Below are 26,806 nucleotides of genomic sequence, written 5' to 3'. Positions count from 1 at the left end.
TCGCGTCACGTTGAAGAACCGTGCCGGTTACCTTTACAACTTGTCCGGTCACACGTCCCAGTTTTTCCCTGGGAAGTTCGCTGTGTTGATCCGAAAATTCCAAAGCCATTTTCACTGCATACCAATAAGACGATACGCGATTACTGGTCTTGACCATTTCCGAATGATATTTGCCGTGTTCATCTTGAACGGTTTGTCCAATCACAGCCACGTTTTCCGACATCGGAGTTGCCTCCGGCATAGCGGCCATCCGGTCCCGAACAAAGGCTTTCCAATCTGTTACCTCGCCTCCGTCCGGCTGTACCTGCGTTGCCCCTTTTTTCTCTAAGCGGGCCTTGATCGATTCCCAATGGGCTTGATACAGCTTAGCTGCTTTTTCCAAATTCCCATCCTTGGCCATCCATTCTCGCAAATAGGCCTTTTCCGACGGCGCGCCGATATAGCTTGTATCCAAAATACTTGTCTTATCTACCGTTGTATACACGTCTTGCTGCTGTTTCACATGATTTTTATCCACGTATGAATAGGTAAAAACAGGTCCGCTTACACCTATGTCCTTCAAATAGGGCCTCAGTTCTTCCCCATACGCCTGCTGCACAAGTTCTGTCATCCGTTTGACAATAGCCGCTTGCTCCGCTTCCGTCTTTGCCTTTTCCAATTGCTGATAAAAATTAATTGTCGGGCCGGCATCTTTAACAATAACGAAAGTTGGCCGTCCCATCTGCCCATCTTTGGTTCCTAAAAATTCCGCAACCGTAGGCACGCGGTAAAAGGGTTCTTGAACGGCACGGGTATAAGCAGAATCGGTAATCCCCGTACTGTGTTTAAAAGTGCCATAGCCGAAACGAACTTGTGATTTTTCACCGGTCCAAACAGCCCTTGCTCCATCAAATTCCTTGCCAAACCAATACCCCGTCACCCCCATAGGCTCGGTTAGACGACCTGCGGAAAAATCCCATTTTTTCACATGCCCGGTCACATCAGCAATATCAAGGCGCCGTCGATTCAAGCCTCTGCTTTCCGTCACGTCATGAGCGGCGTCGACACCGCTCATGCCGGATGCGCTGCCGAGGACGGTGACATTCATGTTTTCACCGATCCGGACATCCACACCGAGCCGAAGCCGCTGTTCAAAACCATGGTTTCCTTTGTCCAATATATTTTTAACAACGTCCCCTACGTGAGATCCCGCCGTTACCGTAGCAGAAGGCCGACTCATCCCGGTATAAGCGTTCCATCGGCTGCGATAATCTCCCAAGACCTTGATCCCTTCTTTCTTATCCGAATCAAACGGCCGGGTAATGAAGAAATCTCCCTGTCCGGCAACCGTATCCGCCAGGGGATCGCGGGCGCTCATATCTTTACGCAGGATGATATTTTCTCCATCAGCCTGTATCGGCTGACTACGTTGCGCCCCCTTCCGCGACGGATCGGCAGGATGATAGCCGAATTTTATATTGACACCGAATTTATAGACTCTTTCCTGCAGCGCTCTCTCATAATCGTGATGATTGAAAATGTTATCGATACCGAAATAAACGAGAGAGTCTTTATCGATCTTCTTCTGAATCAAAATGTTCCACAAACCAAATGTCTTCTTTTCATACCGTTGCGTGCCGCCTTCGGCAAAATGATATTTAATGACAGAACGCTGCTTATTATCCGGATCGGAATAGGAAACCATATAATTTCCTTTGCCGGCCACAGAATTGCTGTCGAGCATATGAATATAGTAATCGCCCCAGACAGAACCGCTCCAACCGCTTTTATCATTGGTATAGGTCAAGCCGATATCAACCTTATGCTGCGGCTTATCGAGCAGTTGTCGCGGCATCGTGGGATCGCTCTTATTGACGGCGTGCAAATACGTGTACCCCAGCTTAGCTTTCCAATGACTGCCCATCTTGTGTTCCGCTTCGGCTTCAATACCGAAAATCTCCGCCTTGCCTATATTTTTAAAGCTATAAATCATATCGGGCGGATTTAAAACCTTCCATGCGCCCGCCGGATTGGACTCATTGATTTCAGGATGGAAATCGAGCAAATTTCCTGTAAAATAGGTTGTCATATAGTCGTGTATACGATTATAAAAGAGTCCCGCTTTTGCATAGGTATGCTTATTCTCCCCTTCAACGGACAGATCTATATTGAAAGATTTTTCCGGCTTTAAACCGGGATTTCCCGTCCAATACCAGCCCAACCGTCCTGCAGACAACCCCATGGGACTGCCGCCGTACATTTCCCAGTTATAATAGAGTTCGCCCATGCCGGGCTCTGTATAACCTGTACCGGCGTTCATTTTAAGGCGACGTTTGCCGACACCATCAAGATTGTAGGTCATGCCCATATTGGCAGTTATATTGGTCCCAAAGAGATTACTATGATCAAGACGTAAAACAGGCGTCAAGATCATGCGATCTGTCATTTGCCAGGTATCCTGTAAAAAGAAGCTTTCCTTACGGATCTTGGCTTCACCGATTGTCTGTTCATTTGCGCGGTTGCGATATTCTTCTTTAAATTCCTTTCCGTTCAGCTTGGTTCCATAATATCCGCGATAATATCGCACCGGTAATACGGGGTCCTTATCGGCCCAGGGAGACTGGTTGGCCGGATCTGCCAACAGTTGCTTGCGAAAGGCCTCATATTTGGCATAGTCCTCCGGATTTTGCTGCACAGCAATCCAAGGCCCATAGGTACTGCCGTCGGCATATCGCAAATAATCGGCATAGGTAAATGCCGGCGCTACGGTCGTAGGATCTGCTTTATCATACCCGTAATACTCATAATCCGAATCCCAGCGGGGAATTCCGTCATCACCTTTAACAAACCGATGGTTATGAACAGTCGAAGACGGCTCTCCCGTCTCTGCATGAACGCCTAGGCTTTTGTCGTAATCCCAAGGATCAATGCGGCGTACATGCGTATCCGGCGCATTCTTCAGCCGACTTCCCCGTCCCCGTTCATCGGTATAGCTGAAACCATAGGTAAGCAAATGTTCATCACTCACCTGCGTATTGGCCGACGCTTTAAAATTATATTCACGGTGATCAATATCGTCTATGTAATTGAGCGTATTTTTGCCTTCATAAATGGACTTGTTATCATCGCTGGTAATAGTAATATCGTCTTCATTCATGCGGGAATAATTCATTTCCACATTCCAGTCGGTCTTCCCCTTATTTTTCCCTTTCCAGGAGAGGCCATACGTGTTCCTGTCTGCTGTCCGTTTAAATTTCTGATACGGTTCGAAAATAATATTCGTATGCTTGATGTCCCGTTTCAGATCTTCCTTATAATGATCGGCGTGTAATCCCAGCGTATTGTTTTCATCGAGGTCATATTCCGCACTTACGCCGACATTGGCAGCCGTCCCAAAATACCGGAGCGAATTTTTATACGTCCCCAGATCGGCCGTAATAATGCTCTCTGGCAAAAGGTGCAAACCAGCATTGTCATAGATCGGCATGATGTCTCGCTTGCCGCCATAAGCGGTAAAACGCATTTTACCGATCTGGCCGGAATCGGCGCGAAGGAAAAAACTCGGATACGGCAACAAATCGCCGTCACCGCGGACACGCCGCCCTTCGACATTGACCTGCATTCCCGCCGATTTTGCCGGTTTGCGCGTAATGACGTTGACGACGCCGCCGACAGCGTCGGCGCCGTACTTGGCCGAGGCAGCGCCGCGTCCGCCTGCACCTGGATATCGCGCGTCGTAACGCCGACACTCTCTGCAGGACTATCTGCCCCGTAGGCAGGCAGCGACATCCACAGTAAGACGGCACAGATAAGCGCCGTTTGTTTCCGGGCTATGCCGTATCGGTTCCTCATTCGTTGCTCCTTTCATTCTTTTGATTTTTATTATCATTTATCAATATGATTGTATTATAAATTTCTCCTAATTATTTTTCTACTCCATTTAGTTCTAAAAAGCTCCATTCAGTTCTAAAATTCAATGTTTTATGAAACTCCGCTTCCATTATCCCGTATAAAAAAAAACTATACTGCTTTCATCAAGCAGTATAGCCTTCATATATCCTTTATTTTGACTTTTTATATACCAAATAAATACCGGCAATGCCGCAGATGATATCCGGCAGAAAAGCCGCTATCCCGGCAGGTATTTTTCCGCCGTTTCCCAAAGCATTCCCCAGGGTCATGATCGTATAATAAATAAAAATGACGACAACGCTGATACCAAATCCGATCGATGAGCTGCCGCGCTGCTTCTGAAGTCCCAGCGGCGCGCCGACAAAAGCGCAGACCAAACTGGCAAGGGGCATGGAAAAACGATTGTACATTTCCACCTTCATTTTATTCGTATTGACGTCATTTTCTTCCAACAACCTGATCTGTTCCTGCAATTCACGAATTGTCAATTCATCGGGAGACTGCTGCGCGGCGTTGATTTTATTGGGCTTCTGCGAAATCGGCAGGGTCTGATTCCGGAACTTCATCGTCCGCGCCGCCTCCTGGCCGACGGAAACGTCATAAATGACACCTTCATGCATGACCCACTTTTCGCCGTCCCAATCGGCCCGATCTGCCTTTTCAACACGCATGAGCACGTCATTTTCAAATTCTTGAATCGTAATGTCCCGCAATTCCTTTGACTCGGCATTATATTGTCGGGCATACATCAGGCTGGAAATATCGGAACCCTTGATATTTTTCAAGATAATGTGGTCTTGCGTCGCCGGCGCTACGCTTTTTGTAATCTCTTCGTTAATGATCGTATTATACGCATTATTGGCTTTCGGCACAACATATTCATTAAACGCCGTCGTTCCCAGCGAGATGATAAGCGCCGCAATAAAAACGGGCATGGCCAACCGAATAAAATTCTGTCCTCCCGAACGCATTACGATGATTTCACTGGATCCGGAAAGCCTGCCGAAGGCCATCAATGAGCCCAGTAACACGGACATGGGAAAAGTCACGACGACGATGGACGGCAAGGCTAAGATCAGCACCCGCGCCGCGGCCCAAAGAGACGCGCCGTATTGGTTAATCAAATTGGCGATCCTGTATAGCGTCCCCGTACCGACAAAAACGCTGGTAAACGCACAGACGCCAAACAAAAAAGGACCGATAAATTCTTTTAATATGTATTTGTCTAATATGCGCATATTACCATCCTGTCTGCATTACATCGTAAATTTTTCACCTAAATAAAATTTTCTTGCCAACGGATTTTCGGCGATCATCTGCGGATCGCCTTCCAGAAGGATCTTTCCTTCACTCAGAATATACGCCTTATCGACAATACTTAATGTTTCCCGCACGTTATGATCCGTAATCAAAACACCGATTCCCCGTTTTTTTAAATGGCCGATAACACCTTGGATGTCATTGACCGCCAACGGGTCGATCCCGGCAAACGGTTCATCAAGGAGAATAAACGCGGGATCCATGACGAGACACCGGGCAATTTCCACGCGTCTTCTTTCACCGCCGGAAAGTTGGATTCCCAGTCGGTCACGCAGCCTGGTAATCGTAAACTCTTCCATCAGCGCCGCCGCTTTTTCGCGCTGCTCTTTTTCACTCAGTTCCGTCGTCTGTAACATGGCCAACAGATTTTCTTCCACCGTCAGCTTGCGAAAAATAGAGGCTTCCTGCGGCAAATACCCGATCCCGTAGGCAGCCCGTTTGTGGATAGGCAGACCGGTAATATCATGGCCGTCAATCGTGATCGTTCCCTTGCTGGGATGTTCGATGCCGACGATCATGTAAAAAGTGGTTGTTTTACCGGCTCCGTTCGGCCCCAGCAGACCGACGACCTGCCCTTGTTCGACGCGCAGACTGACGCCGTCTACAACATGCCGTTCTTTATACGTTTTTACGAGTTGGTCGGTCTGAATAAACATGACGGCTCCTCCGATTTACGATTCATTAGGAACGATGACGATCGTAGAACGGCTCATGGTCTGTGCAGAGTGGTCTGCCAGCCGAATCTGCACCTTATCGCCAACTAGGGAACTGCCGTTCTGACTTGCCTGCACATTCCCCTGTAAATAGATAACGCCATCATTAACACCCGGCGTCTGCGTATACGTCGCCTGATCGCTGTATGCCGACAGCCGTTCTTGCGGCGATTCGATATGAACATTGCCGGTACCGACGGCTTTAATGCTCTTGAACCAGCCGTCAATATGATCCGCCCACATCTGTGAGCCTTGCGCTTCCAAATATCCGTTCCCCGTAACGACACTGCGGTCCTGGTCCAAGTAATATTCCACTTGATCGCCGTTTACTTTTTTATCTTGGTAAACGCCTTTCACGTCCCCCGTCGCAACGACGTAGTTGCGATTCGTCGAATGCAGCTTATTGGCCGTCAAATGCATGTCCGGCTGCTCTACCGCAACGTTTCCTTCTACGTCCGCTTCAGCCGTTTTCAGGTGATAAACGGCCGTATCCCCCGTCATTGTCGTCTGATCGCGAACGATGACGACATTGCCCGACGCCGTAGCGACTTGCGTCTTACCGTCATAGGAAAGCCTGTCGGCCGTAACCGAAATAGACGGTCCCGCCGCCCAAGCGGCTACCAAAGGCACCGTCAGGAACGCGGCAGCCGTTACTGCCTTGTAAATATCGCGCAGCTTTCTTTTCATGTTGTCCCTTCTTCCTTCGTTACCTTGGCATGACCTGTCAAGGTGACGTTATCAAGTGCCGCATTCGTTTCAAACGCATCGCCGGCCAACGTTGTCCCGTCGTGACGGTTGATCGTAACCTTGCCGCCTGAAATTAAACGTGTGCTCATATTATAATATACGGCGCCATCTGTCTGCAATGCATCATTGGCGTCAGTTGTCGCCGCAACGGGCGGTTTGATTTCAATAACCTGCTCATTCCGTCTGACAATGCCCGTTTCGGCATGAATGTGGATTTCCGTCCCATCCGCATCGACAATAACAGCCTGCGGCTTCGTCAAATAAACAGTATTCGTGTCCGTATCAATCTGAATTTTTTCTGCCGTCAAACGCCATACCAGTTGGCCTGCCTGCTGTTCTTCCAGTTCCGATCCCTGAAACTCAACGAGGTGATCCGGTTTCTTTGCATTTCCGTCCGACGACGGCGTCACCAGCAGAAAATACCAAGCAAGTCCCAACAAAATGATTGTACAGCCGAAAAGAAGGGGCATCTTATTTTTTTTCATGTACGCAATCATTCAGTTCTGTTCCTCCGCTTTCTTCTGCAGCGCGACGATCTCTTCCGGAGCCGTGCTCCAACGATGCTGGAACCAAAGCCATTCCGTCGGATGATCCGTAATAAAGGACTCCGTCAAAACCGCCAGCTGCCTCGTAAATGCCGCAATATCGGCTTCTTTGTCGCCTGTATCGCGGTAATACAGCGCTTCACCGATAATGACGCGGTGACGGTGCGATTCATCGTGAATGACAAAGACGGGGACCACAGGAGACTTGAACTGTTTGGCAAACATGGCCGGCCCACGCGGTGTCGAAGCCATTTTGCCGAGAAACACCTGCGGAACGCCATAGAAGCCGCCGTCCTGATCCGCCAAAAAGCCGAGCAGTTTTTTCCGCTTCAGCGCCCTGGCGGCAATGATCATTTCATTGCCGCCGCGAGCAAAGACCTCCAATCCCATGCGCTCCCTGTTTTCATTTAAAAACCGCGTTACCTGGTCATTGGGTTGTTTTTTTACGATCGTCGTCGTCGGATAGCCGTACAACGCCAAAGCGGCACCCATCCATTCCCAATTACCAATGTGTCCGGTCAATACGATAACGCCTTTATTCTCGGCCAGCGCCGCCTCTAATCGTTCAGGATGATCGAGAACGACGTAATCCGAAATAGTTTCCCTTGTCAATCGGGGCGTATACAATATTTCCATCAACGATTGTCCCAGGTTACGGAATAACTCGTCAATGATTTCATTAGCCCGCTCCTCGCTGCAGCGCAACCCGCGCATGATATGAAAAACGCCGCGCTTCCGCTGCTTTTTCAGGACCTTGCCGATGAGCGGCCCCAACGCTCTGCCCCAGGAGATAATCGTTGAATACGAAAAGAGACAAACAAATTTTCCTACGGCTCGAACGGTATGATATTGCCAACCATTTGACACGATAGCGCTTCCCCTTCCATTACTGCCGCAACGGTGAAAATCCCGAACGGTATCGCTCCAGCACGGCATCCCACTGCGCTTGCTTTTTTAAGATATATTCGACAAACTCCCGTAACGCTCCGTGCCCGCCGGTACGGGTCGAAACCAGTTGCGCCGCTGCCCTTGCCTCAGCGCAGGCGTCGGCAGGCGCACCGGAAAAGGCAACGCCCGACAAAAGCGATAAATCATTCAGATCGTCACCCATATAAGCGACGTCATTGAACGACAACCGTTCTTTTACCAGTATCTTCGCCAACGCACCGTACTTGTCGCCGGCTGCCTGAACGAGATAATCAATATGCAGATCTGCCGCCCGGCGTTCCACCATCGGCGATTTCCGCCCCGTAAGAAAAACAACTTTCAAACCGGCGGCACGGGCCAAGGAAATCCCCATGCCGTCTCTGGCGGAAAACCCTTTCAAGACATCTCCTTCGGGACCGTAATAAATCGTTCCGTCCGTCAATACGCCATCCACATCAAGGGCCAACAAAGAAATATGCCGCCACGTTTCCATCAGACGACTCCCTGACGAAGCAAATCGGTTACATGTACCATACCGACCGCCTTACCGTCATCATCGACAACGGGCAGAACCGTAATCGGTCGCGGCTGATTTTTTTCCATGATATGCAGTGCTTCGGCGGCTAATTTCCCCTGCGTGATGCACCGCGGATTTTTTGTCATCATCGCATCGACAGGCCATTGCAAGAAATTCGACCCCGTTTCCAGACCGCGACGCACATCGCCGTCCGTTACGAGACCGGCCAGACGGCCGTCGTCATCAATGACGGAAACGGCGCCAAGCCCTTTTTCCGTCATCATGAAAAGGGCATCCTTGACGGTACTGTCTGCTGAAATCAACGGATTGTCCTTGCCCTGGTGCATGACTTTATCGACAGTGAGCAGGAGCTTACGCCCCAATGCGCCGCCCGGATGAAAGACGGCGAACTGATCCTTCGTAAAATGGTGCCTCGTAAGCAGAACGACAGCCAAAGCGTCACCCAACGCCAGGGCAACGGTCGTACTTGTCGTCGGCGCCAATCCCAAGGGGCAGGCTTCCTTTTCAACGGATGCGTCGAGAACGACATCGGCATTTTTGGCCAATGTCGAATTGTGGCTCCCTACGACGGCAATCAGTCTTGCCCCGATCCGCTTGAGCGACGGCAGAATATTCAAAATTTCCATCGTTTCACCGCTGTTGGAAAAAGCGATGACAATATCTTGCCCCGTAACCATCCCCAGATCGCCGTGAATGCCTTCACCGGGATGAAGGAAAAGAGCCGGCGTGCCGGTACTGGATAACGTCGCCGAAACCTTTCTCGCAATATGACCGGACTTGCCCATTCCGGTGACAATGACACGCCCTTGTGCTTCGAGAATCAGATTGACTGCATTGACAAAGCTTTGGTTCAGCGTCGGAATCAATGCTTCAATCCCCTTGGCTTCCTGGCGCAGAACCTCTTTTGCTTCTTCTAATATATCCACTACTTCCACCTCATTCTTCAGCCGTTTCTTTACTTTGTTGCGCAATTGCATGGATGGCCATGACATCACGCAGCAAATCCTCCACCTGTGTCAGATAGAGCATGTTCGGCCCGTCGCTGAGCGCTTCCTGCGGATTATCATGAACCTCCATAAAAATACCGTCTATGCCGGCGCCGGCAGCAGCTCTCGCCAAAGTTCCTACATACTGGCGCTGCCCTGCCGATTTCGTACCGGCGCCGCCGGGCAGCTGCACGCTGTGCGTGGCGTCGAAAACGACGGGATAGCCGAAAGAACGCATGATCGGAAAACTGCGCATGTCGACGACCAGGTTATGGTACCCCATCGTCACGCCTCGTTCCGTGAGCAGAATATTTTCATTGCCGCCATGCCTTATTTTTTCGACAACATTTTTCATATCTTCCGGCGCCAGGAATTGCCCTTTTTTAACGTTTACACATTTTCCCGTTGCAGCCGCCGCTTCCAAGAGATCGGTCTGGCGGCATAAAAAAGCGGGAATCTGAATAATATCAAGCACCGCCGCCGCCGGCTTGGCCTGTTCCGCTCCGTGAATGTCGCTGACGACGGGAACCTGCAATTCCTCTTTGATTTCTTGCAGTATGCTTAACCCTTCAGCCAGTCCGGGGCCCCTGTATGACGTGTGCGAAGAGCGGTTCGCCTTGTCGAAAGAAGCTTTAAACACATAGGTCAATCCCAAATTTTCACAAATCGCTTTCATCGCCTTGCCGATCTTCAACGTACGTTCACGGCCTTCAATGACGCAGGGCCCGGCCATTACGAACAGCTTGCCGTCATGGCCGACGTTTATACGGCCTATATGTACACCTTTCATGCCTTTTTCTCCTTTGCAAAATACGCTCGAATCCGCTGTAAGTCTTCCGGCGTATCAATACCGATAAACCGATGCGCCGTTTTGATCACTTTAATCTTATAACCATTTTCGAGAACCCGCAACTGTTCCAGCGATTCAGCTGATTCTAACGGCGTTGGCGCCATGTTTGCATATTTCAGCAAAAAATCGCGTCCATAGGCATAAATACCGATATGCTTACATGGTCTGCTTCCCGCCGTATAGGGGTTCCTGCCGTAGGGAATCAGCGATCGGGAAAAGTAGAGAGCTTCTCCGCAACAGTTGGTGACAACTTTGACGGCGCCGACATCGTCATACTCCTCTTCGGCCAGCGGTGTCGCTACCGTTGCCATCGTAAGGGACGCATCCTCTTCAAAAGCACGGCACAATGAAGAGATTACATCAGCCGTGATCAGCGGCTCGTCACCCTGAACGTTGACGATGACGTCGGCGTCCGGAAAGTGTCCGATCGCCTCTGCCAGACGATCGGTTCCGTTCGTATGGTCTTCGCGCGTCATGACAGCCTTGCCGCCGAATGAGACGACGCAATCATAGACGGACGGAGCATCTGTCGCGATGATGACGTCCGAAAGACACGCCGCCTGTTTCGCCTGTTCATAGACACGCTGAATCATCGGTTTGCCGGCAATGTCCAGCAACGGCTTTCCCGGCAGGCGCGTCGATGCGTAACGTGCCGGAATGATGCAGATAAATTTCATGACATATCCTCCATCGTACGTTTCAATAGTTTTTCCAATTCCTTACGGCCGGCGATGATCTCGATTTCAATGCCGAGCACGTACAGCTCGATTTCGTGTTCCATAATGAAGGTTCCGTCCATCTTTACGGCATCTTTCTCCGTCGTTACCAGGACGGCTTTTTTTTCGGCAGCAACAGCGGCGGCCTGCAGCAGGTCGTCGGACCCGTACCGATGATGGTCGGGGAAACGCACGGTATGGCGCACTTCATACTCCATTTCCCGAAGCGTTTCTTCAAAGGATGTCGGATTTCCCAAAGCCGACAACGCCACGACGCCGCTATCTTCGGAAAGCGAGCCGGCTGCGTTGCCCTGCAGCCAATCCGCAAAGGGCACGCACCACTTCGGTTTATGCACGGCCTCGGCAATGGGGGCCTCCTGATTGTAATGACGCAAAAGGGTATAAATTTTTTCTTTATCTTCCTCGTCGGCAATATCGGCTTTCGTGATGATGAAAATATCGGCGCGCTCCAATCCTTCCAACGGTTCCCGCAGGCTGCCGCGCGGCAGCACTTCCCCGTTACCGACAGGATCGGTGCCGTCTATCAGAACGATGTCCAAATTCCGGCCGAGCTGCCAATGCTGATATCCGTCGTCAAGCAACAGAACCTGTGCATGAAAATCGCGAATCGCCTTGCTGCCGGTTCGCCCTCGGTTTTTACCGACCAGGACGGGTACGCCGGGCAGACTTCTCGCCAACAGGCAGGCTTCATCACCGCCATCTTCAGGCGTAAGGAAAACTTGCCTGCCGTCTGAGACGACGGCGCCTTTTTTTTCGCCGGCAGATCGATATCCCCGATTCAGAACGGCGAGGCAGTACCGTTCCCGTTGCAACCATTTGGCGATCCAGCAGGCCATCGGCGTTTTTCCTGTGCCGCCCATCGTAATATTGCCGATACTGATAACCGGAACAGGCAGAGACTGCGTTGTCCGTTTTCCCGAGACATAGGCGGCATACCGCTTCCGAACACCGTGCTCATATACCTTGGAAACGAACTCCAGCAGTGTTAACACCGCTTTTTCCGGTATCGTATGATTTGCCCCGTTGATCAGGGACAGATACCAATCCGCTATTGATTGCTGCACAGACATTTTTTTCATCTCCACAATTGCAGATCACTTAACAACCGTTGTAGCTCTTGTAAATTGCGCGCCGTCGCACCTTGATTCTCACTGACGACGGAGAGACAGCTGGCCTTCATCCGGTCAGCCCGCTTCCTGTCAGTCAGGATATCAATACAGGTTGCGATAAATTCCGTTTCATTCTGCACCATGACACAGGCGCCGCGACTGCTCAACAGTTCGAATATTTCAACAAAATTGAACATATTCGGACCGACGACGATCGGTTTGCCGTGCGCTGCCGGTTCCAAAATATTATGACCGCCGACACGAACCAAGCTGCCGCCGACAAAAATCAGATCGCCTAAACTGTACACACGTCCCAACTCGCCGATCGTATCGAGCAGGATACCGTCATACGGTCCGGACGGAAGCTTTCCCTTCTGCATATCGCTCCGCTTGGCCATGGAAATACCATACCGCAATCCTTCATCATGGATGATATCGGCCTGATATACGTACCGCGGCGCAATAATCAGGCGCGCTTCAGGGAAATTCTCGCGCACGCGGCTGAAAGCTTTGTATACAGCGCCGTTCTCTCCTTTGTGCGTACTACCGGCAATCATGATCGGATACGGGTTGTCGGGAAACCCGAATTCGCGCAACAGTTTTTTCTTTTCTTCTGCCGTCACAATACCGTAGGTCTGATCATATTTCGTATTCCCCGTGATAACAACCTTTTCCGCCGCCGCGCCGATAGAAATGATATAGTCGGCATCGATCCGGCTCTGCATGCAAAAAACGCGGATCGTAGACAAAACACGGCGCGTAAAAAACGTGATGATGCGATATCGTTTGGCGCTCCGCACGCTGATGCGGCCGTTCATCATCATGACGGGAATATGCTTGTGCGCCGCAATGCGCAGAAAATTGGGCCATATCTCCGTCTCCACCAAAACGATAACCTTCGGTTTGACGATATTCAATATTCTGTTGGTAAAATACGGCAAATCGAGAGGAAAGTACAAAATCCCGTCAGCGCTGTCTATGATTTGGTGTGCCATGCGGAACCCCGTCGCCGTAACGACGGATACGATGAGAATCTCCTCCGGGTGATCGCGCCGAATCTCCCGGACAATCGGGCTGGCAGCCACTATCTCGCCGACAGAAGCCGCATGAATCCAGATCGCCTGACGATTGGCGATTTTCTGTTTCAAATCGGCGGGCAAATAACCGATGCTCTGTTTGATACGCTGATAAAAGCCTTCTTCCTTGACCAGTCTGTAAATCAGTACCGGTATCAACGAGGCCCAATACATGACCAACAGAATATTATAAAGCCAGTAAAGAGACTTTGCTTTCAAATTAGATATCATACTGCTTCCTCTGTACTTTTGTTGAACTGGACGGCATACAGGCTGGCGTACAGCCCTTGCCGCGCCAGCAAATCATCATGCGTTCCCATTTCCGCAATACGGCCATGATCGATAACGACAATTTTGTCGGCATTGCGAACCGTACTCAGGCGATGCGCGATGACAACGGCTGTACGCCCTTGCATCAGTCGATCTAAAGCTGCCTGAACGATTTTTTCGCTTTCCGTATCTAGCGCCGACGTCGCTTCGTCCAGAATCAGGATCCGCGGATTCTTTAAAATGGCTCTGGCAATAGCGATACGCTGCCGCTGGCCGCCGGAAAGAGCGCTGCCGCGGTCGCCGACAACGGCGTCATAACCGCCGGGCAACTCCATAATGAACTCATGCGCATTAGCAGCTTTTGCCGCGGCGACGACCTCCGCAGCGTCAGCGTCAAGCCGTCCGTAAAGGATGTTTTCCCGTATCGTGGCGTTGAAAAGCATCGTCTCCTGCGGCACCAGACCAATCTGATTGCGCAGCGATGAAAACGTGACGTCTCTGACGTCGATACCGTCGATCCGCAAGGCTCCGGCCGTGACATCATAAAAGCGCGGCAGCAAATTGGCTACCGTCGACTTGCCGGCGCCGCTGGGACCGACCAGGGCAACCACTTCACCCGGTGCGACGGACAGATCGAAATGATTCAGCGCCAAGTGCTCCTGATCATAAGCGAAAGATACGCAATCGAACTCGATTCGCCCCTGTACAGTTGCCAGCGTGACGGCATTTTCCTTCTCCTTGACGTCGGCAGTCGTATCCAACGTTGCAAAGACTCTGTCGGCAGCTGCCAGGGATTTCTGGATATCACCGTAAATCTCACTGATTCGCCGCACCGGATTCGCTAAATTAATGGCATAAATCAAAAAAGCAATCAACGCGCCTGCCGTCATTTTCCCTTCAATAACGCTCATGCCGCCGTACCAGATGATACCGGTGACGGCAATGGCGGCAAAAAATTGGATGAACGGTGTCAGCATGGAAGTCAGCTTCGTCGTTTTCATCAGGGCCCAGAAATTATTGTCATTCTGCACCATAAAACGCCTGATCTCAAAATCTTCACGATTGAAGGAGCGGATAATCCGAATGCCCGAAATCGCTTCTTCCAACAGCGACGTAATATCCGCCATCTTGCCCTGCACCTCGTGGCCAGCCCGGCGCAGACGGCCGCCGAAAAAATTGATCGTCACGACGACGAGGGGAACAATGACCAAGGTCAGCAGTGTCAACTTCCAGTACAAATAAACCATGGAGATCAGCGAGCCGATGAGAATGACTGCTTCCTGAACGAAAGAGATCAAATTCCCGGCAATCGCCGTCTGCAGCGCCGTGACATCATTCGTCAAATTGCTCATGATATCGCCCGTCTTGCGCCTGTCATAGTAGGATAACGACAGGGTTTGCAGGTGACGGTACAGTTTTTCGCGGATATCATTGACAATTTTCTGCCCAACATAGCTCATTAAATACCGCTGTCCGAAATAGAAGAAACCGCGCAGGAAAAAAAGAATCAAAATACCGATGACGATCAGGTTCAGCGTATATACATCTTTGTTTGCCAGGACCTTGTCAATAACATCCTTGATCAGCCACGGCACGACGACGTTGCTCAAGCCGGAAAAAGCCATACAGACAACGGCGATAGTCAGCCGTTTGGTATATGGTTTAACAAAGGCCAACAGCCTTTTGTAGCTTTGCCAGCTGTTATATTGTTCCATCCAGAGATTTCTCCTTTATGAATCGTAAAATGGCGGCAGCAGTTCGTTCCATCGAGCCGCCTTCCCCCATTTCCGCTCTGACTGCGGCCAAAGCCTTGACGGCAGTCTGCCGCTGCGTCTCATGCTGCAATAGCGGAACGACGGCGGCGGCAATATTCTCACCGGTCACTTCGTCCTGCCAGAGCTCCGGTATAATGCGGCGGCCCATAATAATATTGGGCAAACCGATACTTTCGATGTGCACCAGTATCTTGGACAAAGCATATGACAAGGCTCCGATCCGGTAAACCAACAATGTCGGCACTGCCATCAAGGCCGTCTCCAAGGTCGCCGTTCCGGAAGCCACGACAGCGGCGCTACTGATCTGCATCATGTCATACGTATGATCCTCTCCGATATGTACCGCCAGACCGCTCGCCGCAACGAGGTCCCGCAAAATACCGCCGTCAATCGTCGAAGCCCGCGGCATGATAAACTGGACCTCCGGGATAGCTTCGGCGATCAGCTTCGCTCCTTCCAACATCGTCGGCAACAGCCCCGTCACCTCCTGCATCCGGCTGCCCGGCATGAGGAGAACGACGGGCTTGTCCGCAGAAAGACCGAAATACGCATAAGACGCCGCTTTTGTCAGCGCAGGGCGGACGGTGTCTAAAAGCGGATGCCCCGTATAGATAACGTTGGCTCCGATGGCCCGATACAGATCCGCTTCAAAAGGAAAAAGGGATACGGCCAGATCCGTATATTTGGCAATAACGGGTCCGCGGCCCTTCTGCCAGGCCCAAATCGTCGGTAAGATGTAATAAATGACCGGTATACCGGCGGCTTTCGCCTTCTTGATCAGGCGCATGTTAAAACCGGGATAATCGATACAGACCAAGGCATCCGGTCTTTCTTCCGCCATCAATTTGACGAGGAAGGAACGGAGCCGAAAGAAAAAGGGGATTTTTTTGATAATTTCACCGATACCGATAAAACCGAGATTCTTGATATCGTAACGGATATCGACACCGGCCGCAGCCATCTGACTGCCGCCCATGCCGATCAATTCAACCGACGGCTCCAGTTTTTTTAAAGCGCTGGCCAGATTGGCGCCATGAAGATCGCCGGAAGCTTCTCCGGCAGAGAGCATAATTTTCATCTGCGCCGCTCCTACGTCCCGTCGACGGCACAGATGCAGACGCCTTTTTCATTCGCCAGAGATAGCACCGCTTCCTGTTCGACGAAAAGAGTTCGCCCCGCCTCCATTGCCAAAACGGTACAACCGCTTTCCAACATTGACTGCAATGTCGTCCTGCCGACAGCCGGCACATCAAAACGCCAGTCCTGATTCGGCTTGGCGACTTTGACGACGACGGCTCTGCCTCGTCCCAGTTCGCCGCCGCGGCGGATGCAGGCGTCAGTCCCTTCAATCGCCTCGACAGCCATAACGGCCTTCTGCTTAACGACGACGGTCTGACCGATATCGAGTCCGCCGATAGCTTTAGCCGCCGCAAAGCCGAAACGGATATCTTCAGCTTCTTCGGCTGTCGGCCGGCGTTTCGTCAATACTCCGACCGGCGGCAACAACGGTTTCAGATAGGCCGTCTGATCGACGATTTCAATCCCGTCTTTGGCCAGTTCATCAACAATGGCCAACATAATCGTATCGTCCTTGCGATTGTGCAGAGCCGCCAATAATTTGATCGCCCGAAAATCGGGAAATTTCAGACCTCGGAACAGTATTTCCTTCGTCACCTTGCCGATCATCGTGACTTTGGAAACGCCTTCGCCTTTCATGGTCTTAATGATCTTGTCCAATTTGGCCACATTGATCTTATAATATATATTCGCTTCCCTTTCCAGTTCCGGCGCCGTCCCTTCGACAACGGCAATGACGACTACTTCATGCCCCGTCGTCTGGGCTGCGCGCATAAATTCGACGGGAAGGTTGCCGATACCGGCTAAAAGACCGAGCTTTTCCATTTTATCACCTTATGTAATAAAGTTTGCATTTACTTTTACATTATACAAAAAAACTGCGTATCTGTCAGTATCGGCAACCTTCCTTAGCAAAAAAAGACCGGCAAGACAATGCCTTGCCAGCCTTCTGCTCCGCTCATTTTGTGCCGCGGCAAATACCTCGTTCGGCATTGCGCAAAAAGCGCAGAAAATGCTCCACTTCTTCATAACTGTCCAGTTCCTGCTCCATCTCGGTGATAGCTTGCCCCAGATTCAACCCGGAACGATACAAAATGCGGAATGCTTTTTTCAATTCACGCCGCACCGTTTCGGATATGCCGGCGCGAGAAAGGCCGACACTGTTCAAGCCGATGCAACGAGCCGGCTGCCCATCGGCAATGACAAAAGGAGGAATATCCTGAACGACTTTCGCCAAACCGCCGATCATGCAATTGCGGCCTGCTTTGACAAACTGATGAACGCCTGCCATACCGCCGATTACGACACGATCTTCGACGATAACGTGTCCTGCCAGACCGGCGCAATTGCTCATGATGACATGATTGCCGACATTACAGTTATGCGCAATATGCGTACATGCCTGAAAGAGACAGTCGCTGCCGATCCGCGTTTCTTCGCCTTCACCGGTCGCACTGCTGACCGTCACAAACTCACGAAATACCGATCTGTCCCCGATGATGACAAAGCTTTTCTCGCCATGATATTTCAGATCCTGCGGCTCGGAGCCAATAGATGCCGACGGAAAAAAGCGGCACTCCTCACCAATCGTCGTCCAGCCGTCGATCGTCACATGGGCCATAATCTCCGTACCCCTGCCTATCTTCACATGAGGTCCGATAACGGCATAAGGTCCGATCTTGACGCCCGGACCGATTTCCGCCTGCGGATCGATAACAGCCGTCGGATGTATGCACTGCACCAGGCTTTCCTTTTCCTCGGTCATTAAAGTCACTCCTCGTTTACTTTTTGTTTCCATGGGAAAGAACAAAAATTTCCATTTCGTATATACTTATACTCCCTGCAAGCTGTTCATTTATGCCTGCCAGGAGATCGCAAAATCAGATTATTATACCATATATACGTCAAGATCAGCCGAATTTCACAAAAATACGGCTTAATACTTCTATTCTTCCGAATCCTGTCCAGGCATCAGCGCAAAAAGATATTCCCCTTCGGCACAAACCGTATCGCCGACCTTACCTATCGCTTTGACTTTTCCCATCATGCCCTTTATCTTAACAATATCGGCACGCATGACGACTTGGTCGCCAGGCCGCACGGGGTGACGGAAACGCAACTTGTCGATCCCCGTAAAGAAAGGGATGAGACCGCGGTTCTCTTCAGGATATAGCAAGGCTACGCCGCCGACCTGCGCCATGGCTTCGGCCAGAAGGACGCCGGGCATGACGGGCTTGCCGGGAAAGTGGCCTTGAAAGAAGAGCTCGTTAAAAGTCGCATTTTTGATGCCGACGGCATATTTCATCGGTTCCAATTCGACGATCCGATCGACTAAGAGCATGGGATAGCGATGCGGCAAAATTTCCATAATATCGGTTACTTCCAAAATCATTTCAATACCTCCTGATCAAGTTCTTCATCAATGGCCTGCGCCAGCAAATTATTCAATTTATGACTTGATTTGACGGCAATGACATGCCCTTTGAGCGGTCTGCCGAGCAACGCCAAATCGCCGATGACATCCAATACTTTATGTCGCACGAGTTCATCGCCGCTACGCACGCGGGAGAGACATGTCGTCGCATCGTACACGACGACGTTCTCAATTGTGCCGCCTTTGCCGAGCCCCATTTTCCGGAGCATTTCCAATTCCTGCGTGAATGCGATCGTACGGGCAAAGGCGATTTCCCTGATATAGGATTCTTCCGTGACTTCTGCGTCAAAAAACTGGAGCCCCAGCAAGGGATGCGGATTGATAGATGTAAAGGTAATCCGAAATCCGTCATACGGAATAACGGCGACAAATTTGTCCTCTTCCTGGATGATATGCTGCTGCCGTACGACGGCGTACCGTTTTGGCTCCGTCAGGGAGGCAATGCCCGCCCGTCGAATGAGCTCAACGAAATCCCGGCTGCTGCCATCGCCGACCGGCGGCTCGGCGGAATCCATTTCCACGATGCAGTTATCAATTCCCAATCCCTGCAAGGCCGACAGGAGATGTTCCACTGTAAACACCTTCGCCGCTCCCCGTTCCAAGGTCGTCGCCCGCATCGTGTTCGTTACACAGGCAAGCCGTGCCGGTACAGATGGCTTGCCGGGCAAGTCGGTACGGACGAAACAAATGCCCGTATCCGCCGCCGCAGGACGCAGCACCATATGCACGTCCGCTGCCGCATGAAGACCGATGCCGTCATAAGCAACGGAATCAGCTAATGTCGTTTGGACTGAACCAGACATGTAAATCCCTCCTTTCCCCGTTTATGGAATAGATTTAGCTATACTTTTTAATTATACCTTATTTATCATTACCTTGACAAACGTTACTTTTGATTTGTCGCTTTTCGTTTCTCATCGGTACCGAGGCGAAAAAAGTAATACACATTTTCCGCTGCAAGCCGATTCATGCCGTCTACGGCAGCCAATTCTTCGAGCGAAGCGGCTTTCATTTCGTCAAGACTCCCAAAAGCCTGCCACAATGCCTTGCGCCGTTTCGGCCCTATGCCGGCGACGTGATCCAGGACGGAAACGAGATTCCGTTTACCGCGCAGTTTGCGGTGATAGGTAATGGCGAAACGATGCGCTTCATCCCGGATAGCTTGAAGCAACTGCAATTCCGGTGCGTGGTGATCAAAGATAATCGCATCGGAACGGCCTTCAACAAAGACCTCTTCAATCCGCTTGGCCAAGCTGATGACAGGCGCCGCCGCACCGGCGCCGCGGATGACCGGCAAGGCCGCATGCAGCTGTCCCTTGCCGCCGTCAATGACGATCAGATCCGGTTCGGGCCAATCCGTTTCGTTGTAACGCCGCGCCATGATCTCCGCCATAGCGGCGAAGTCGTCCGGTTTTCCCTGCACCGTTTTCAGCTTAAAACGGCGATATTCACTTTTGGCCGGCCTGCCGCCTTCAAAGACGACCATGGAAGCCACCGTCTCGCTGCCCTGAATATGCGAAATATCAAAACACTCCATCCGTTCCGGCAGTTGCGGCAGATCAAGAGCGCGAGCCAACGCTTCAACGGCGCCGCTCGTCTTATCGAGGTCGTGTTGCCACTGAAGCCGCCGCTGTTCCATCAGCACAGCGGCATTGTTCTCCGCCATTTCCAGTAATCTTCGCTTCATGCCCCGCTGCGGCACGACGAGTGTGACATGCTGCCCCTTTTGTCCGATCAGCCGATGTTCGTAAGCCGCCTGTTCCCGGACGGCAGGAACGATGATTTCCTTCGGTACAAAAACGCCGGCAACATAGTACTGGTCCAAAATCGCTTCCGTCAATGCGGCGTCGGTTTCATCCAGGCTGTTTTCCAGACTGAACGTTTCCCGTCCCATGAGCTTGCCGCCACGTATCGTATAAATCTGCACACAAGTCTGTCCCGCCGAGCGGGCAAACCCGATAACATCCGTATCCCCGCCTTGCGTGACGATATCCTGCTGGGATTGAATAACCTTCAATGCCGTCGCCTGATCGCGATACATGGCGGCTTTCTCAAATTCCATTTTTTCGGCGGCCTCTTCCATTTGCCGCTGCAACTGCAGCAGCAATTCCGTACTGCGTCCTTCCAACGCGTCCACAGCCCGCAGGGCAAGCTTGCGATAAGCTTCTTTGGAAATATACCCGACGCAAGGCGCATCGCAGTGCCCCAAATGATATTGCAAACACGGCCGCTGCACGCGCATGGAACGGCAGGTCCGGAGGCGAAGCGCCGCCTGCATCGCCTTCAAGACGCGATGGACGGCGCCGGCATCGGCGTAAGGTCCGAAATACCGAGCGCCGTCGCGCATGACGCGGCGCGTCATGAACATGCGGGGAAAATCTTCTTGCAGCGTCACCTTGATATATGGATAGGTCTTGTCGTCGCGCAGCATGATATTATAGCGGGGGTGGTGCTTTTTGATCAGCGTATTCTCGAGAATCAGCGCCTCCATCTCGTTCGCCACGACGATCGTTTCCAAATCGACGGCGTGGCTGAGCATGGCCGCAACCTTCACAGCCCTGTTGGTATCGTTGTGAACATAGCTCTTGACGCGGTTGCGCAAATTGATCGCTTTACCGACGTACAGGATACGTCCCCGTCCGTCTTTCCACAGGTAAACGCCGGGTTCGGTCGTCAAATTCCGTACCTTTTCCAGTACGCCTTCACTAAACGCCATGGCGCGCCTCTTCGGTCATCAACCGTCGCGTCCGCTCCAGGACGGGTTGCAGAAACTTTCCCGTATACGATGCCGCCGCCTGGCAGATCTGTTCAGGCGTACCGACGGCCACGACCGTACCGCCGCCGTCGCCGCCTTCAGGCCCCAAATCGATAATATAATCGGCCGTTTTAATGACATCAAGGTTATGCTCAATAACGACGACCGTGTCGCCGCCGTCAACAAGCAGCCGGAGTACCGTCATCAGCCGGTGGATATCCGCCGCGTGCAGCCCCGTTGTCGGTTCATCAAGAATATAGAGCGTCCGTCCCGTACTCCGTTTCGACAGCTCCGTCGCCAACTTGACACGCTGCGCCTCGCCGCCTGACAACGTCGTCGCAGGCTGACCTAACCGAATATAGCCGAGCCCCACTTCCTGCAAGGTCTGCAACTTGTTCAGGATACGTGGCAAATTGGCGAAAAACTCGCAAGCGTCATCAACGGTCATATTCAACACGTCGGCAATCGTTTTCCCCTTGTATTTCACTTCCAGCGTTTCCCTGTTGTAGCGCGCGCCGCGGCAAACTTCGCAAGGCACATAAACATCAGGCAAAAAATTCATTTCTATGCGAATAATGCCGTCGCCGTGACAGGCTTCACAGCGGCCGCCTTTGATATTAAAACTGAAACGACCGGCCTTGTATCCCCTGATCTTGGCTTCTGCCGTCTGACTGTAAAGTTGGCGAATAAAATCGAAGACACCCGTATACGTGGCCGGATTCGACCGAGGCGTCCTGCCGATCGGCGACTGATCGATATTAATGAGTTTGTCAATATGTTCCGTTCCCTGCAAGGATTTGAACTTACCGGGACGGTGAGGCGTCCCGTAGACGGCCTCCGCCATGCCCTTGTACAGGATTTCATTGACAAGGGTCGATTTCCCCGAGCCGGAAACGCCCGTAACGACAGTCAGCGTACCGAGAGGAAAAGAAACGTCAATATTTTTCAGGTTATGCTCTGCGGCGCCGATAATATCGATTGTCATCCCGTTGCCGGGACAACGCCGCTGCGGCAACGGCACATATTTCGCGCCGGAAAGATACTGGCCTGTCAGGGACTCCCGGCAGGCCATGATGTCGTCAGCCGTACCTTGAGCAACGATCTGGCCGCCATGTTCACCGGCTGCGGGACCGATATCCAAAATATAGTCGGCAGCGCGCATCGTATCTTCATCATGTTCGACGACAATCAGCGTATTGCCGATATCGCGCAGATGCCGCAAGGCCTGAAGCAGTTTTTCATTATCCCGCTGGTGCAGACCGATTGACGGTTCATCGAGAATGTACAGAACGCCGACGAGACCCGAACCGATTTGTGTGGCCAGCCGTATACGCTGCGCTTCCCCGCCGGACAAGGTGCCTGCCGTCCGGGACAGCGTCAAGTACTCCAAACCGACAGTTTGCAGAAATTGCAGACGCCCCCTGATCTCCTTTAAAACCTGCTTGGCAATGAGTTGTTGTCTTTCCGTCAGCTGTACCGTCTCAAAAAATGCGATCATTTCACGGACAGTCATGTCCGTCAGTTGCTGAATATTGATACCGCCGATCTTGATAGCCAGCGCTTCCGGTTTAAGCCGGGCGCCGTGGCAGACCGAACAGGGCTTCACCGTCATGAACTGCTCGAATTGATCACGCATCATATCGGAGGACGCCTCCCGGTAACGCCGTCTGATCATCGGCATGACACCTTCAAAGGGCGTCGTAAATGTTTTCACTTCACCGCGCATGTTTTCATATTCAAATACGCAGGGATCGTCAGAACCCCAAAGGACCTTTTCCTGCAACGCACCGGGTAAATCGGCAAAGGAATTGTCCAGACCGAATCCCTGCGGCTTCAGCAGGCCGCCGAGCTGCCTCATGAACCAGGCGTTGGGGTTACTGCTCAACGCCGCCACGGCCCCCTCTGCAAAGGTCTTGTTCCGGTCAGGAATGACAAGGGATTCGTCGACTTCTCTCGTGCTGCCGATGCCGGAACAGGCGGGGCAGGCGCCGAAGGGACTGTTGAAAGAAAAAAGGTGCGGCTCGATTTCGGGCAGGCTGATATGGCAGTCAGGGCAGGCAAAATGCTGACTGTACGTCAGTACCTCCTGCGTTTCCAACCGATAGACGCGCACAATACCGTCGCCCAACCTGGCCGCCGTCTCCAGGGAGTCCGTAAGGCGCGATACGATTTGTTCTTTGACGACCAGACGGTCCACGACGACTTCTATCGTATGCTTCTTGTTCTTTTCCATCGGAATGTCGTCGGAAAGCAGATACATGGCGCCGTCAACGCGGACACGGACATAGCCGTCTTTGACCAGCCGGGACAGCACCTTCTGGTGCGTCCCCTTGCGGCCATCTACAACGGGCGCCATAATCATGACCTTCTCTCCGTCGCCGAGCGCCAGGACGGCATCGGCCATCTGCTCAATCGACTGCTGCCGGATCGGCTTGCCGCAGTGCGGACAAAAGGCTTCGCCGGCACGGGCGTAAAGAAGCCGCAAGTAGTCGTAAATCTCCGTCACCGTGCCGACTGTCGAACGGGGATTGCGGCTCGTTGTCTTCTGGTCAATGGAAATCGCCGGCGACAACCCTTCAATATAATCGACGTCAGGTTTATCCATTTGCCCCAAAAACTGCCTGGCATAGGCGGAAAGGGATTCGACGTAGCGTCGCTGCCCTTCGGCGTAAATCGTATCGAAAGCCAGCGACGATTTCCCCGATCCCGACAATCCCGTAAAAACGACAAAACTATCGCGCGGCAATTTGACATCTATGTTTTTTAAATTATGCTGTCTGGCGCCTTTTATCTCAATATATTTATCAGTTGGCATCACTGTTGTCTACTCCCTTTTCCGCCTTTATCGGCAGTCGTCTTCAGGCGCCTGCGGTCGGGACGGCGTACTTTACGGACAAACTTCGCCTGCGGCATATCTTCACCTTGCAATTCCTTCGGCAGCGTATCGTCACAAGCCAGCGCCGAAAGCTGTTGTCGCAGTTCTCCCAAGCGGTCGCGCAGCTGCGCGGCCTTTTCAAATTCCAGAGTTTTCGAAGCCTGCTTCATCTGTTCCGTCAAGGTATGGATAACTTTATGGAGCGCCTCTTTCGTCAATCCCTCGCCTTCCCCTTCATAGGCGCTTCTGTCTTCCGCTACCTTTGTCAGTTCGATCAGATCAACGACGTCTTTGCGAATAGACTGCGGCGTAATGCCGTGCGCTTCGTTATACGCCGCCTGCACTTCACGCCGCCGCTGCGTCTCTTCCATGGCACGCGCCATCGATCCCGTAACGACGTCGGCGTACATAATAACCTGACCGTTGGCATTACGCGCGGCGCGCCCCATCGTCTGAATCAGCGACGTGTCGGAACGCAAAAAACCTTCTTTATCGGCATCGAGAATGGCGACGAGAGAAACTTCCGGCATATCGAGCCCTTCACGCAGTAAATTGATGCCGACGAGAACATCGAAAACACCGGCGCGCAGATCGCGGATGATCTCGGCCCGTTCAATCGTCGCAATATCGGAATGAAGATAGCGGACGAGAATTCCCATTTCCTTTAAATAATCGGTCAAATCTTCTGCCATCTTTTTGGTCAGCGTCGTTACCAGGACCCGTTCATGGCGTTCCATCCGCCGGTGTATCTCGCCGAGTAAATCATCCATCTGGCCGGCAATCGGTCGCACTTCCACCAAGGGATCCAACAGCCCCGTAGGTCGGATAATCTGCTGTGCCAAATTCGTCTGCACGTCCATTTCGTAGTCGCCGGGCGTGGCGCTGACATAGATAATCTGATTGATCCGTTCGACAAATTCATCGAAATTCAGCGGCCTGTTATCGAGAGCCGACGGCAGGCGAAATCCGTATTCAATCAACGACGTCTTGCGGGAACGGTCACCGGCGTACATAGCCCGCAACTGCGGCAGCGTCACATGCGATTCGTCAATCATGATCAGGAAATCGTCGGGAAAGTAATCGAGCAACGTATAAGGCGCTTCTCCGGCCTGACGGCCCGACAAATGGCGTGAATAATTTTCGATTCCCGAACAATATCCCATTTCTTCCATCATTTCCATATCGTACCGCGTCCGCTGTTCCAGCCGCTGCGCTTCCAGCAGACGGCCGGCCTCTTTCAGCAGTTTCAGCTGCTCTTCCAATTCACGGCTGATCGTGCCGATGGCCCTCTCCATCTTTTCCTTTGTCGTCACATAATGACTGGCCGGATAAATGGCGACGTGCTTGCGTTCCGCCAATACCTCTCCGGTCAACACGTCGACTTCCGTCAGCCTGTCGATTTCATCGCCGAACATTTCGACGCGAATGACGGAACTGTCAAACGCGGCCGGAAAAATCTCGATCGTGTCGCCGTGAACGCGAAACGTGCCGCGGCGCAGTTCCATGTCATTCCGCGTGTATTGAATATCGACGAGCTTACGAAGAATCTCTGCTTGTCCCTTTTCCTGTCCCAGGCGAAGCGACACGACGAGATCACTGTAATCTTCCGGGTCACCTAAGCCATAGATGCAGGAAACGGAAGCGACGATAATGACGTCGCGCCGTTCAAAGAGGCTCATTGTCGCCGAATGGCGCAGCTTATCAATCTCATCATTAATGGACGCATCTTTTTCAATATAGGTATCCGTCGTGGCAATATACGCCTCCGGCTGATAGTAGTCATAATAGCTGACAAAATATCCGACCTCGTTGTCGGGAAAGAAAGCTTTGAATTCACTGCAAAGCTGCGCCGCCAGCGTTTTGTTATGCGCAATGACCAGCGTCGGCTTCTGAACAGCTTCAATAACCTTGGCCATCGTAAACGTCTTCCCCGTACCTGTAGCGCCGAGCAAGACCTGCGCCCATTGCCCGGTTGCCACGCCCCGGGCCAGCGACCGGACGGCTTCCGGCTGGTCTCCCATCGCCTCATACGGCGCGACGACGCGAAAACGGCGGCTGTCGTCGTAATCTTTATTATGCCCTGCTACATCCATTTTTACCCCTGCTATAAAAAATAATAATTATCAATGAAATGTACCTGTATCATACCATAAGAGCGAACATATGTACACCTCCTCCTTT

The 26,806-nt window shown here is 51.9% G+C and carries 21 protein-coding genes; all 21 read right to left on the bottom strand.

The features are described 5' to 3' along the window. A partial coding sequence (locus HMPREF1250_RS04275) for a TonB-dependent receptor domain-containing protein (RefSeq protein WP_023053380.1) occupies positions 1 to 3,601 on the bottom strand: 3,601 nt, incomplete at its 3' end. Positions 3,602 to 4,040: 439 nt separating this feature from the next. Then, a complete protein-coding gene (locus HMPREF1250_RS04270) occupies positions 4,041 to 5,129 on the bottom strand; it encodes an LptF/LptG family permease (RefSeq protein WP_023053373.1) in 1,089 nt (362 codons plus the stop codon). A gap of 18 nt (positions 5,130 to 5,147) precedes the next feature. Then, positions 5,148 to 5,867 carry an LPS export ABC transporter ATP-binding protein gene (gene lptB / locus HMPREF1250_RS04265; protein WP_023053371.1) on the bottom strand — a complete coding sequence of 240 codons (720 nt, stop codon included), beginning with the start codon at positions 5,865 to 5,867 and terminating at the stop codon, positions 5,148 to 5,150. A gap of 15 nt (positions 5,868 to 5,882) precedes the next feature. Continuing rightward, complete coding sequence (locus HMPREF1250_RS04260; RefSeq protein WP_023053389.1) at positions 5,883 to 6,611, bottom strand: LPS ABC transporter substrate-binding protein LptA; 729 nt, start codon at positions 6,609 to 6,611, stop codon at positions 5,883 to 5,885. After that, a complete protein-coding gene (lptC, locus tag HMPREF1250_RS04255) occupies positions 6,608 to 7,168 on the bottom strand; it encodes an LPS export ABC transporter periplasmic protein LptC (protein ID WP_023053374.1) in 561 nt (186 codons plus the stop codon). Before lptC ends, HMPREF1250_RS04260 begins: the two co-directional genes overlap by 4 nt. Beyond that, positions 7,169 to 8,083: a lysophospholipid acyltransferase family protein gene (locus HMPREF1250_RS04250; RefSeq protein WP_023053382.1), complete on the bottom strand. Its 915-nt coding sequence runs from the start codon at positions 8,081 to 8,083 to the stop codon at positions 7,169 to 7,171. Positions 8,084 to 8,102: 19 nt separating this feature from the next. Beyond that, a complete protein-coding gene (locus HMPREF1250_RS04245) occupies positions 8,103 to 8,636 on the bottom strand; it encodes a KdsC family phosphatase (RefSeq protein ID WP_023053366.1) in 534 nt (177 codons plus the stop codon). After that, entirely contained in the window at positions 8,636 to 9,607 is a 972-nt protein-coding gene (locus HMPREF1250_RS04240) for a KpsF/GutQ family sugar-phosphate isomerase (protein ID WP_023053392.1), read from the bottom strand. The genes HMPREF1250_RS04245 and HMPREF1250_RS04240 overlap by 1 nt, the downstream gene beginning before the upstream one ends. 10 nt (positions 9,608 to 9,617) lie before the next feature. Beyond that, positions 9,618 to 10,457: a 3-deoxy-8-phosphooctulonate synthase gene (gene kdsA, locus HMPREF1250_RS04235; RefSeq protein ID WP_023053361.1), complete on the bottom strand. Its 840-nt coding sequence runs from the start codon at positions 10,455 to 10,457 to the stop codon at positions 9,618 to 9,620. After that, complete coding sequence (gene kdsB / locus HMPREF1250_RS04230) at positions 10,454 to 11,194, bottom strand: 3-deoxy-manno-octulosonate cytidylyltransferase (RefSeq protein ID WP_023053353.1); 741 nt, start codon at positions 11,192 to 11,194, stop codon at positions 10,454 to 10,456. Before kdsB ends, kdsA begins: the two co-directional genes overlap by 4 nt. Then, positions 11,191 to 12,324: a tetraacyldisaccharide 4'-kinase gene (gene lpxK, locus HMPREF1250_RS04225; RefSeq protein WP_023053376.1), complete on the bottom strand. Its 1,134-nt coding sequence runs from the start codon at positions 12,322 to 12,324 to the stop codon at positions 11,191 to 11,193. Before lpxK ends, kdsB begins: the two co-directional genes overlap by 4 nt. A gap of 5 nt (positions 12,325 to 12,329) precedes the next feature. Beyond that, on the bottom strand, positions 12,330 to 13,670 hold the full coding sequence (locus HMPREF1250_RS04220; protein WP_023053372.1) for a 3-deoxy-D-manno-octulosonic acid transferase: 1,341 nt from the start codon (positions 13,668 to 13,670) through the stop codon (positions 12,330 to 12,332). Then, positions 13,667 to 15,424 (bottom strand): ABC transporter ATP-binding protein, encoded by a 1,758-nt coding sequence (locus tag HMPREF1250_RS04215; protein WP_023053369.1) that lies wholly within the window; start codon positions 15,422 to 15,424, stop codon positions 13,667 to 13,669. Before HMPREF1250_RS04215 ends, HMPREF1250_RS04220 begins: the two co-directional genes overlap by 4 nt. Continuing rightward, positions 15,411 to 16,562, bottom strand: coding sequence for a lipid-A-disaccharide synthase (lpxB, locus tag HMPREF1250_RS04210; RefSeq protein WP_023053379.1), 1,152 nt, complete (start codon positions 16,560 to 16,562; stop codon positions 15,411 to 15,413). The genes HMPREF1250_RS04215 and lpxB overlap by 14 nt, the downstream gene beginning before the upstream one ends. 11 nt (positions 16,563 to 16,573) lie before the next feature. After that, positions 16,574 to 17,386, bottom strand: a complete 813-nt coding sequence (locus HMPREF1250_RS04205) for an LpxI family protein (protein WP_023053388.1) — start codon at positions 17,384 to 17,386, stop codon at positions 16,574 to 16,576. A 133-nt stretch (positions 17,387 to 17,519) separates the two neighbouring features. Then, positions 17,520 to 18,326, bottom strand: coding sequence for an acyl-ACP--UDP-N-acetylglucosamine O-acyltransferase (lpxA, locus tag HMPREF1250_RS04200; protein WP_023053396.1), 807 nt, complete (start codon positions 18,324 to 18,326; stop codon positions 17,520 to 17,522). 180 nt (positions 18,327 to 18,506) lie between these two features. Further along, on the bottom strand, positions 18,507 to 18,953 hold the full coding sequence (gene fabZ / locus HMPREF1250_RS04195) for a 3-hydroxyacyl-ACP dehydratase FabZ (RefSeq protein WP_023053385.1): 447 nt from the start codon (positions 18,951 to 18,953) through the stop codon (positions 18,507 to 18,509). After that, entirely contained in the window at positions 18,950 to 19,798 is an 849-nt protein-coding gene (lpxC, locus tag HMPREF1250_RS04190; protein WP_023053394.1) for a UDP-3-O-acyl-N-acetylglucosamine deacetylase, read from the bottom strand. The genes fabZ and lpxC overlap by 4 nt, the downstream gene beginning before the upstream one ends. 83 nt (positions 19,799 to 19,881) lie before the next feature. Further along, positions 19,882 to 21,711 carry an excinuclease ABC subunit UvrC gene (uvrC, locus tag HMPREF1250_RS04185; protein ID WP_023053360.1) on the bottom strand — a complete coding sequence of 610 codons (1,830 nt, stop codon included), beginning with the start codon at positions 21,709 to 21,711 and terminating at the stop codon, positions 19,882 to 19,884. Next, the gene (uvrA, locus tag HMPREF1250_RS04180; protein WP_023053368.1) at positions 21,701 to 24,565 is read right to left on the bottom strand and encodes an excinuclease ABC subunit UvrA; all 2,865 of its coding nucleotides are present in this window, start codon (positions 24,563 to 24,565) and stop codon (positions 21,701 to 21,703) included. The genes uvrC and uvrA overlap by 11 nt, the downstream gene beginning before the upstream one ends. Beyond that, complete coding sequence (uvrB, locus tag HMPREF1250_RS04175) at positions 24,565 to 26,718, bottom strand: excinuclease ABC subunit UvrB (RefSeq protein ID WP_023053381.1); 2,154 nt, start codon at positions 26,716 to 26,718, stop codon at positions 24,565 to 24,567. Before uvrB ends, uvrA begins: the two co-directional genes overlap by 1 nt. Between the last annotated feature and the right edge of the window lie 88 nt (positions 26,719 to 26,806).

It is taken from the genome of Megasphaera vaginalis (ex Srinivasan et al. 2021) (assembly GCF_000478965.1).
GTDB lineage: Bacteria > Bacillota > Negativicutes > Veillonellales > Megasphaeraceae > Megasphaera > Megasphaera vaginalis.
The sequence above is the reverse complement of the archived record's forward strand: the minus strand, read 5'-3'. Positions and strand labels throughout refer to the sequence as shown.

Excerpts from the sequence above, each read along its gene's own strand:
- HMPREF1250_RS04270 (WP_023053373.1), bottom strand. The coding sequence starts at position 5,129 with ATGCGCATATTAGACAAATACATATTAAAAGAATTTATCGGTCCTTTT.
- lptB (WP_023053371.1), bottom strand. The coding sequence starts at position 5,867 with ATGTTTATTCAGACCGACCAACTCGTAAAAACGTATAAAGAACGGCAT.
- HMPREF1250_RS04260 (WP_023053389.1), bottom strand. The coding sequence starts at position 6,611 with ATGAAAAGAAAGCTGCGCGATATTTACAAGGCAGTAACGGCTGCCGCG.
- lptC (WP_023053374.1), bottom strand. The coding sequence starts at position 7,168 with ATGATTGCGTACATGAAAAAAAATAAGATGCCCCTTCTTTTCGGCTGT.
- HMPREF1250_RS04245 (WP_023053366.1), bottom strand. The coding sequence starts at position 8,636 with ATGGAAACGTGGCGGCATATTTCTTTGTTGGCCCTTGATGTGGATGGC.
- kdsA (WP_023053361.1), bottom strand. The coding sequence starts at position 10,457 with ATGAAAGGTGTACATATAGGCCGTATAAACGTCGGCCATGACGGCAAG.
- kdsB (WP_023053353.1), bottom strand. The coding sequence starts at position 11,194 with ATGAAATTTATCTGCATCATTCCGGCACGTTACGCATCGACGCGCCTG.
- lpxK (WP_023053376.1), bottom strand. The coding sequence starts at position 12,324 with ATGTCTGTGCAGCAATCAATAGCGGATTGGTATCTGTCCCTGATCAAC.
- HMPREF1250_RS04220 (WP_023053372.1), bottom strand. The coding sequence starts at position 13,670 with ATGATATCTAATTTGAAAGCAAAGTCTCTTTACTGGCTTTATAATATT.
- HMPREF1250_RS04215 (WP_023053369.1), bottom strand. The coding sequence starts at position 15,424 with ATGGAACAATATAACAGCTGGCAAAGCTACAAAAGGCTGTTGGCCTTT.
- lpxB (WP_023053379.1), bottom strand. The coding sequence starts at position 16,562 with ATGAAAATTATGCTCTCTGCCGGAGAAGCTTCCGGCGATCTTCATGGC.
- HMPREF1250_RS04205 (WP_023053388.1), bottom strand. The coding sequence starts at position 17,386 with ATGGAAAAGCTCGGTCTTTTAGCCGGTATCGGCAACCTTCCCGTCGAA.
- lpxA (WP_023053396.1), bottom strand. The coding sequence starts at position 18,326 with ATGACCGAGGAAAAGGAAAGCCTGGTGCAGTGCATACATCCGACGGCT.
- fabZ (WP_023053385.1), bottom strand. The coding sequence starts at position 18,953 with ATGATTTTGGAAGTAACCGATATTATGGAAATTTTGCCGCATCGCTAT.
- lpxC (WP_023053394.1), bottom strand. The coding sequence starts at position 19,798 with ATGTCTGGTTCAGTCCAAACGACATTAGCTGATTCCGTTGCTTATGAC.
- uvrC (WP_023053360.1), bottom strand. The coding sequence starts at position 21,711 with ATGGCGTTTAGTGAAGGCGTACTGGAAAAGGTACGGAATTTGACGACC.
- uvrA (WP_023053368.1), bottom strand. The coding sequence starts at position 24,565 with ATGCCAACTGATAAATATATTGAGATAAAAGGCGCCAGACAGCATAAT.
- uvrB (WP_023053381.1), bottom strand. The coding sequence starts at position 26,718 with ATGGATGTAGCAGGGCATAATAAAGATTACGACGACAGCCGCCGTTTT.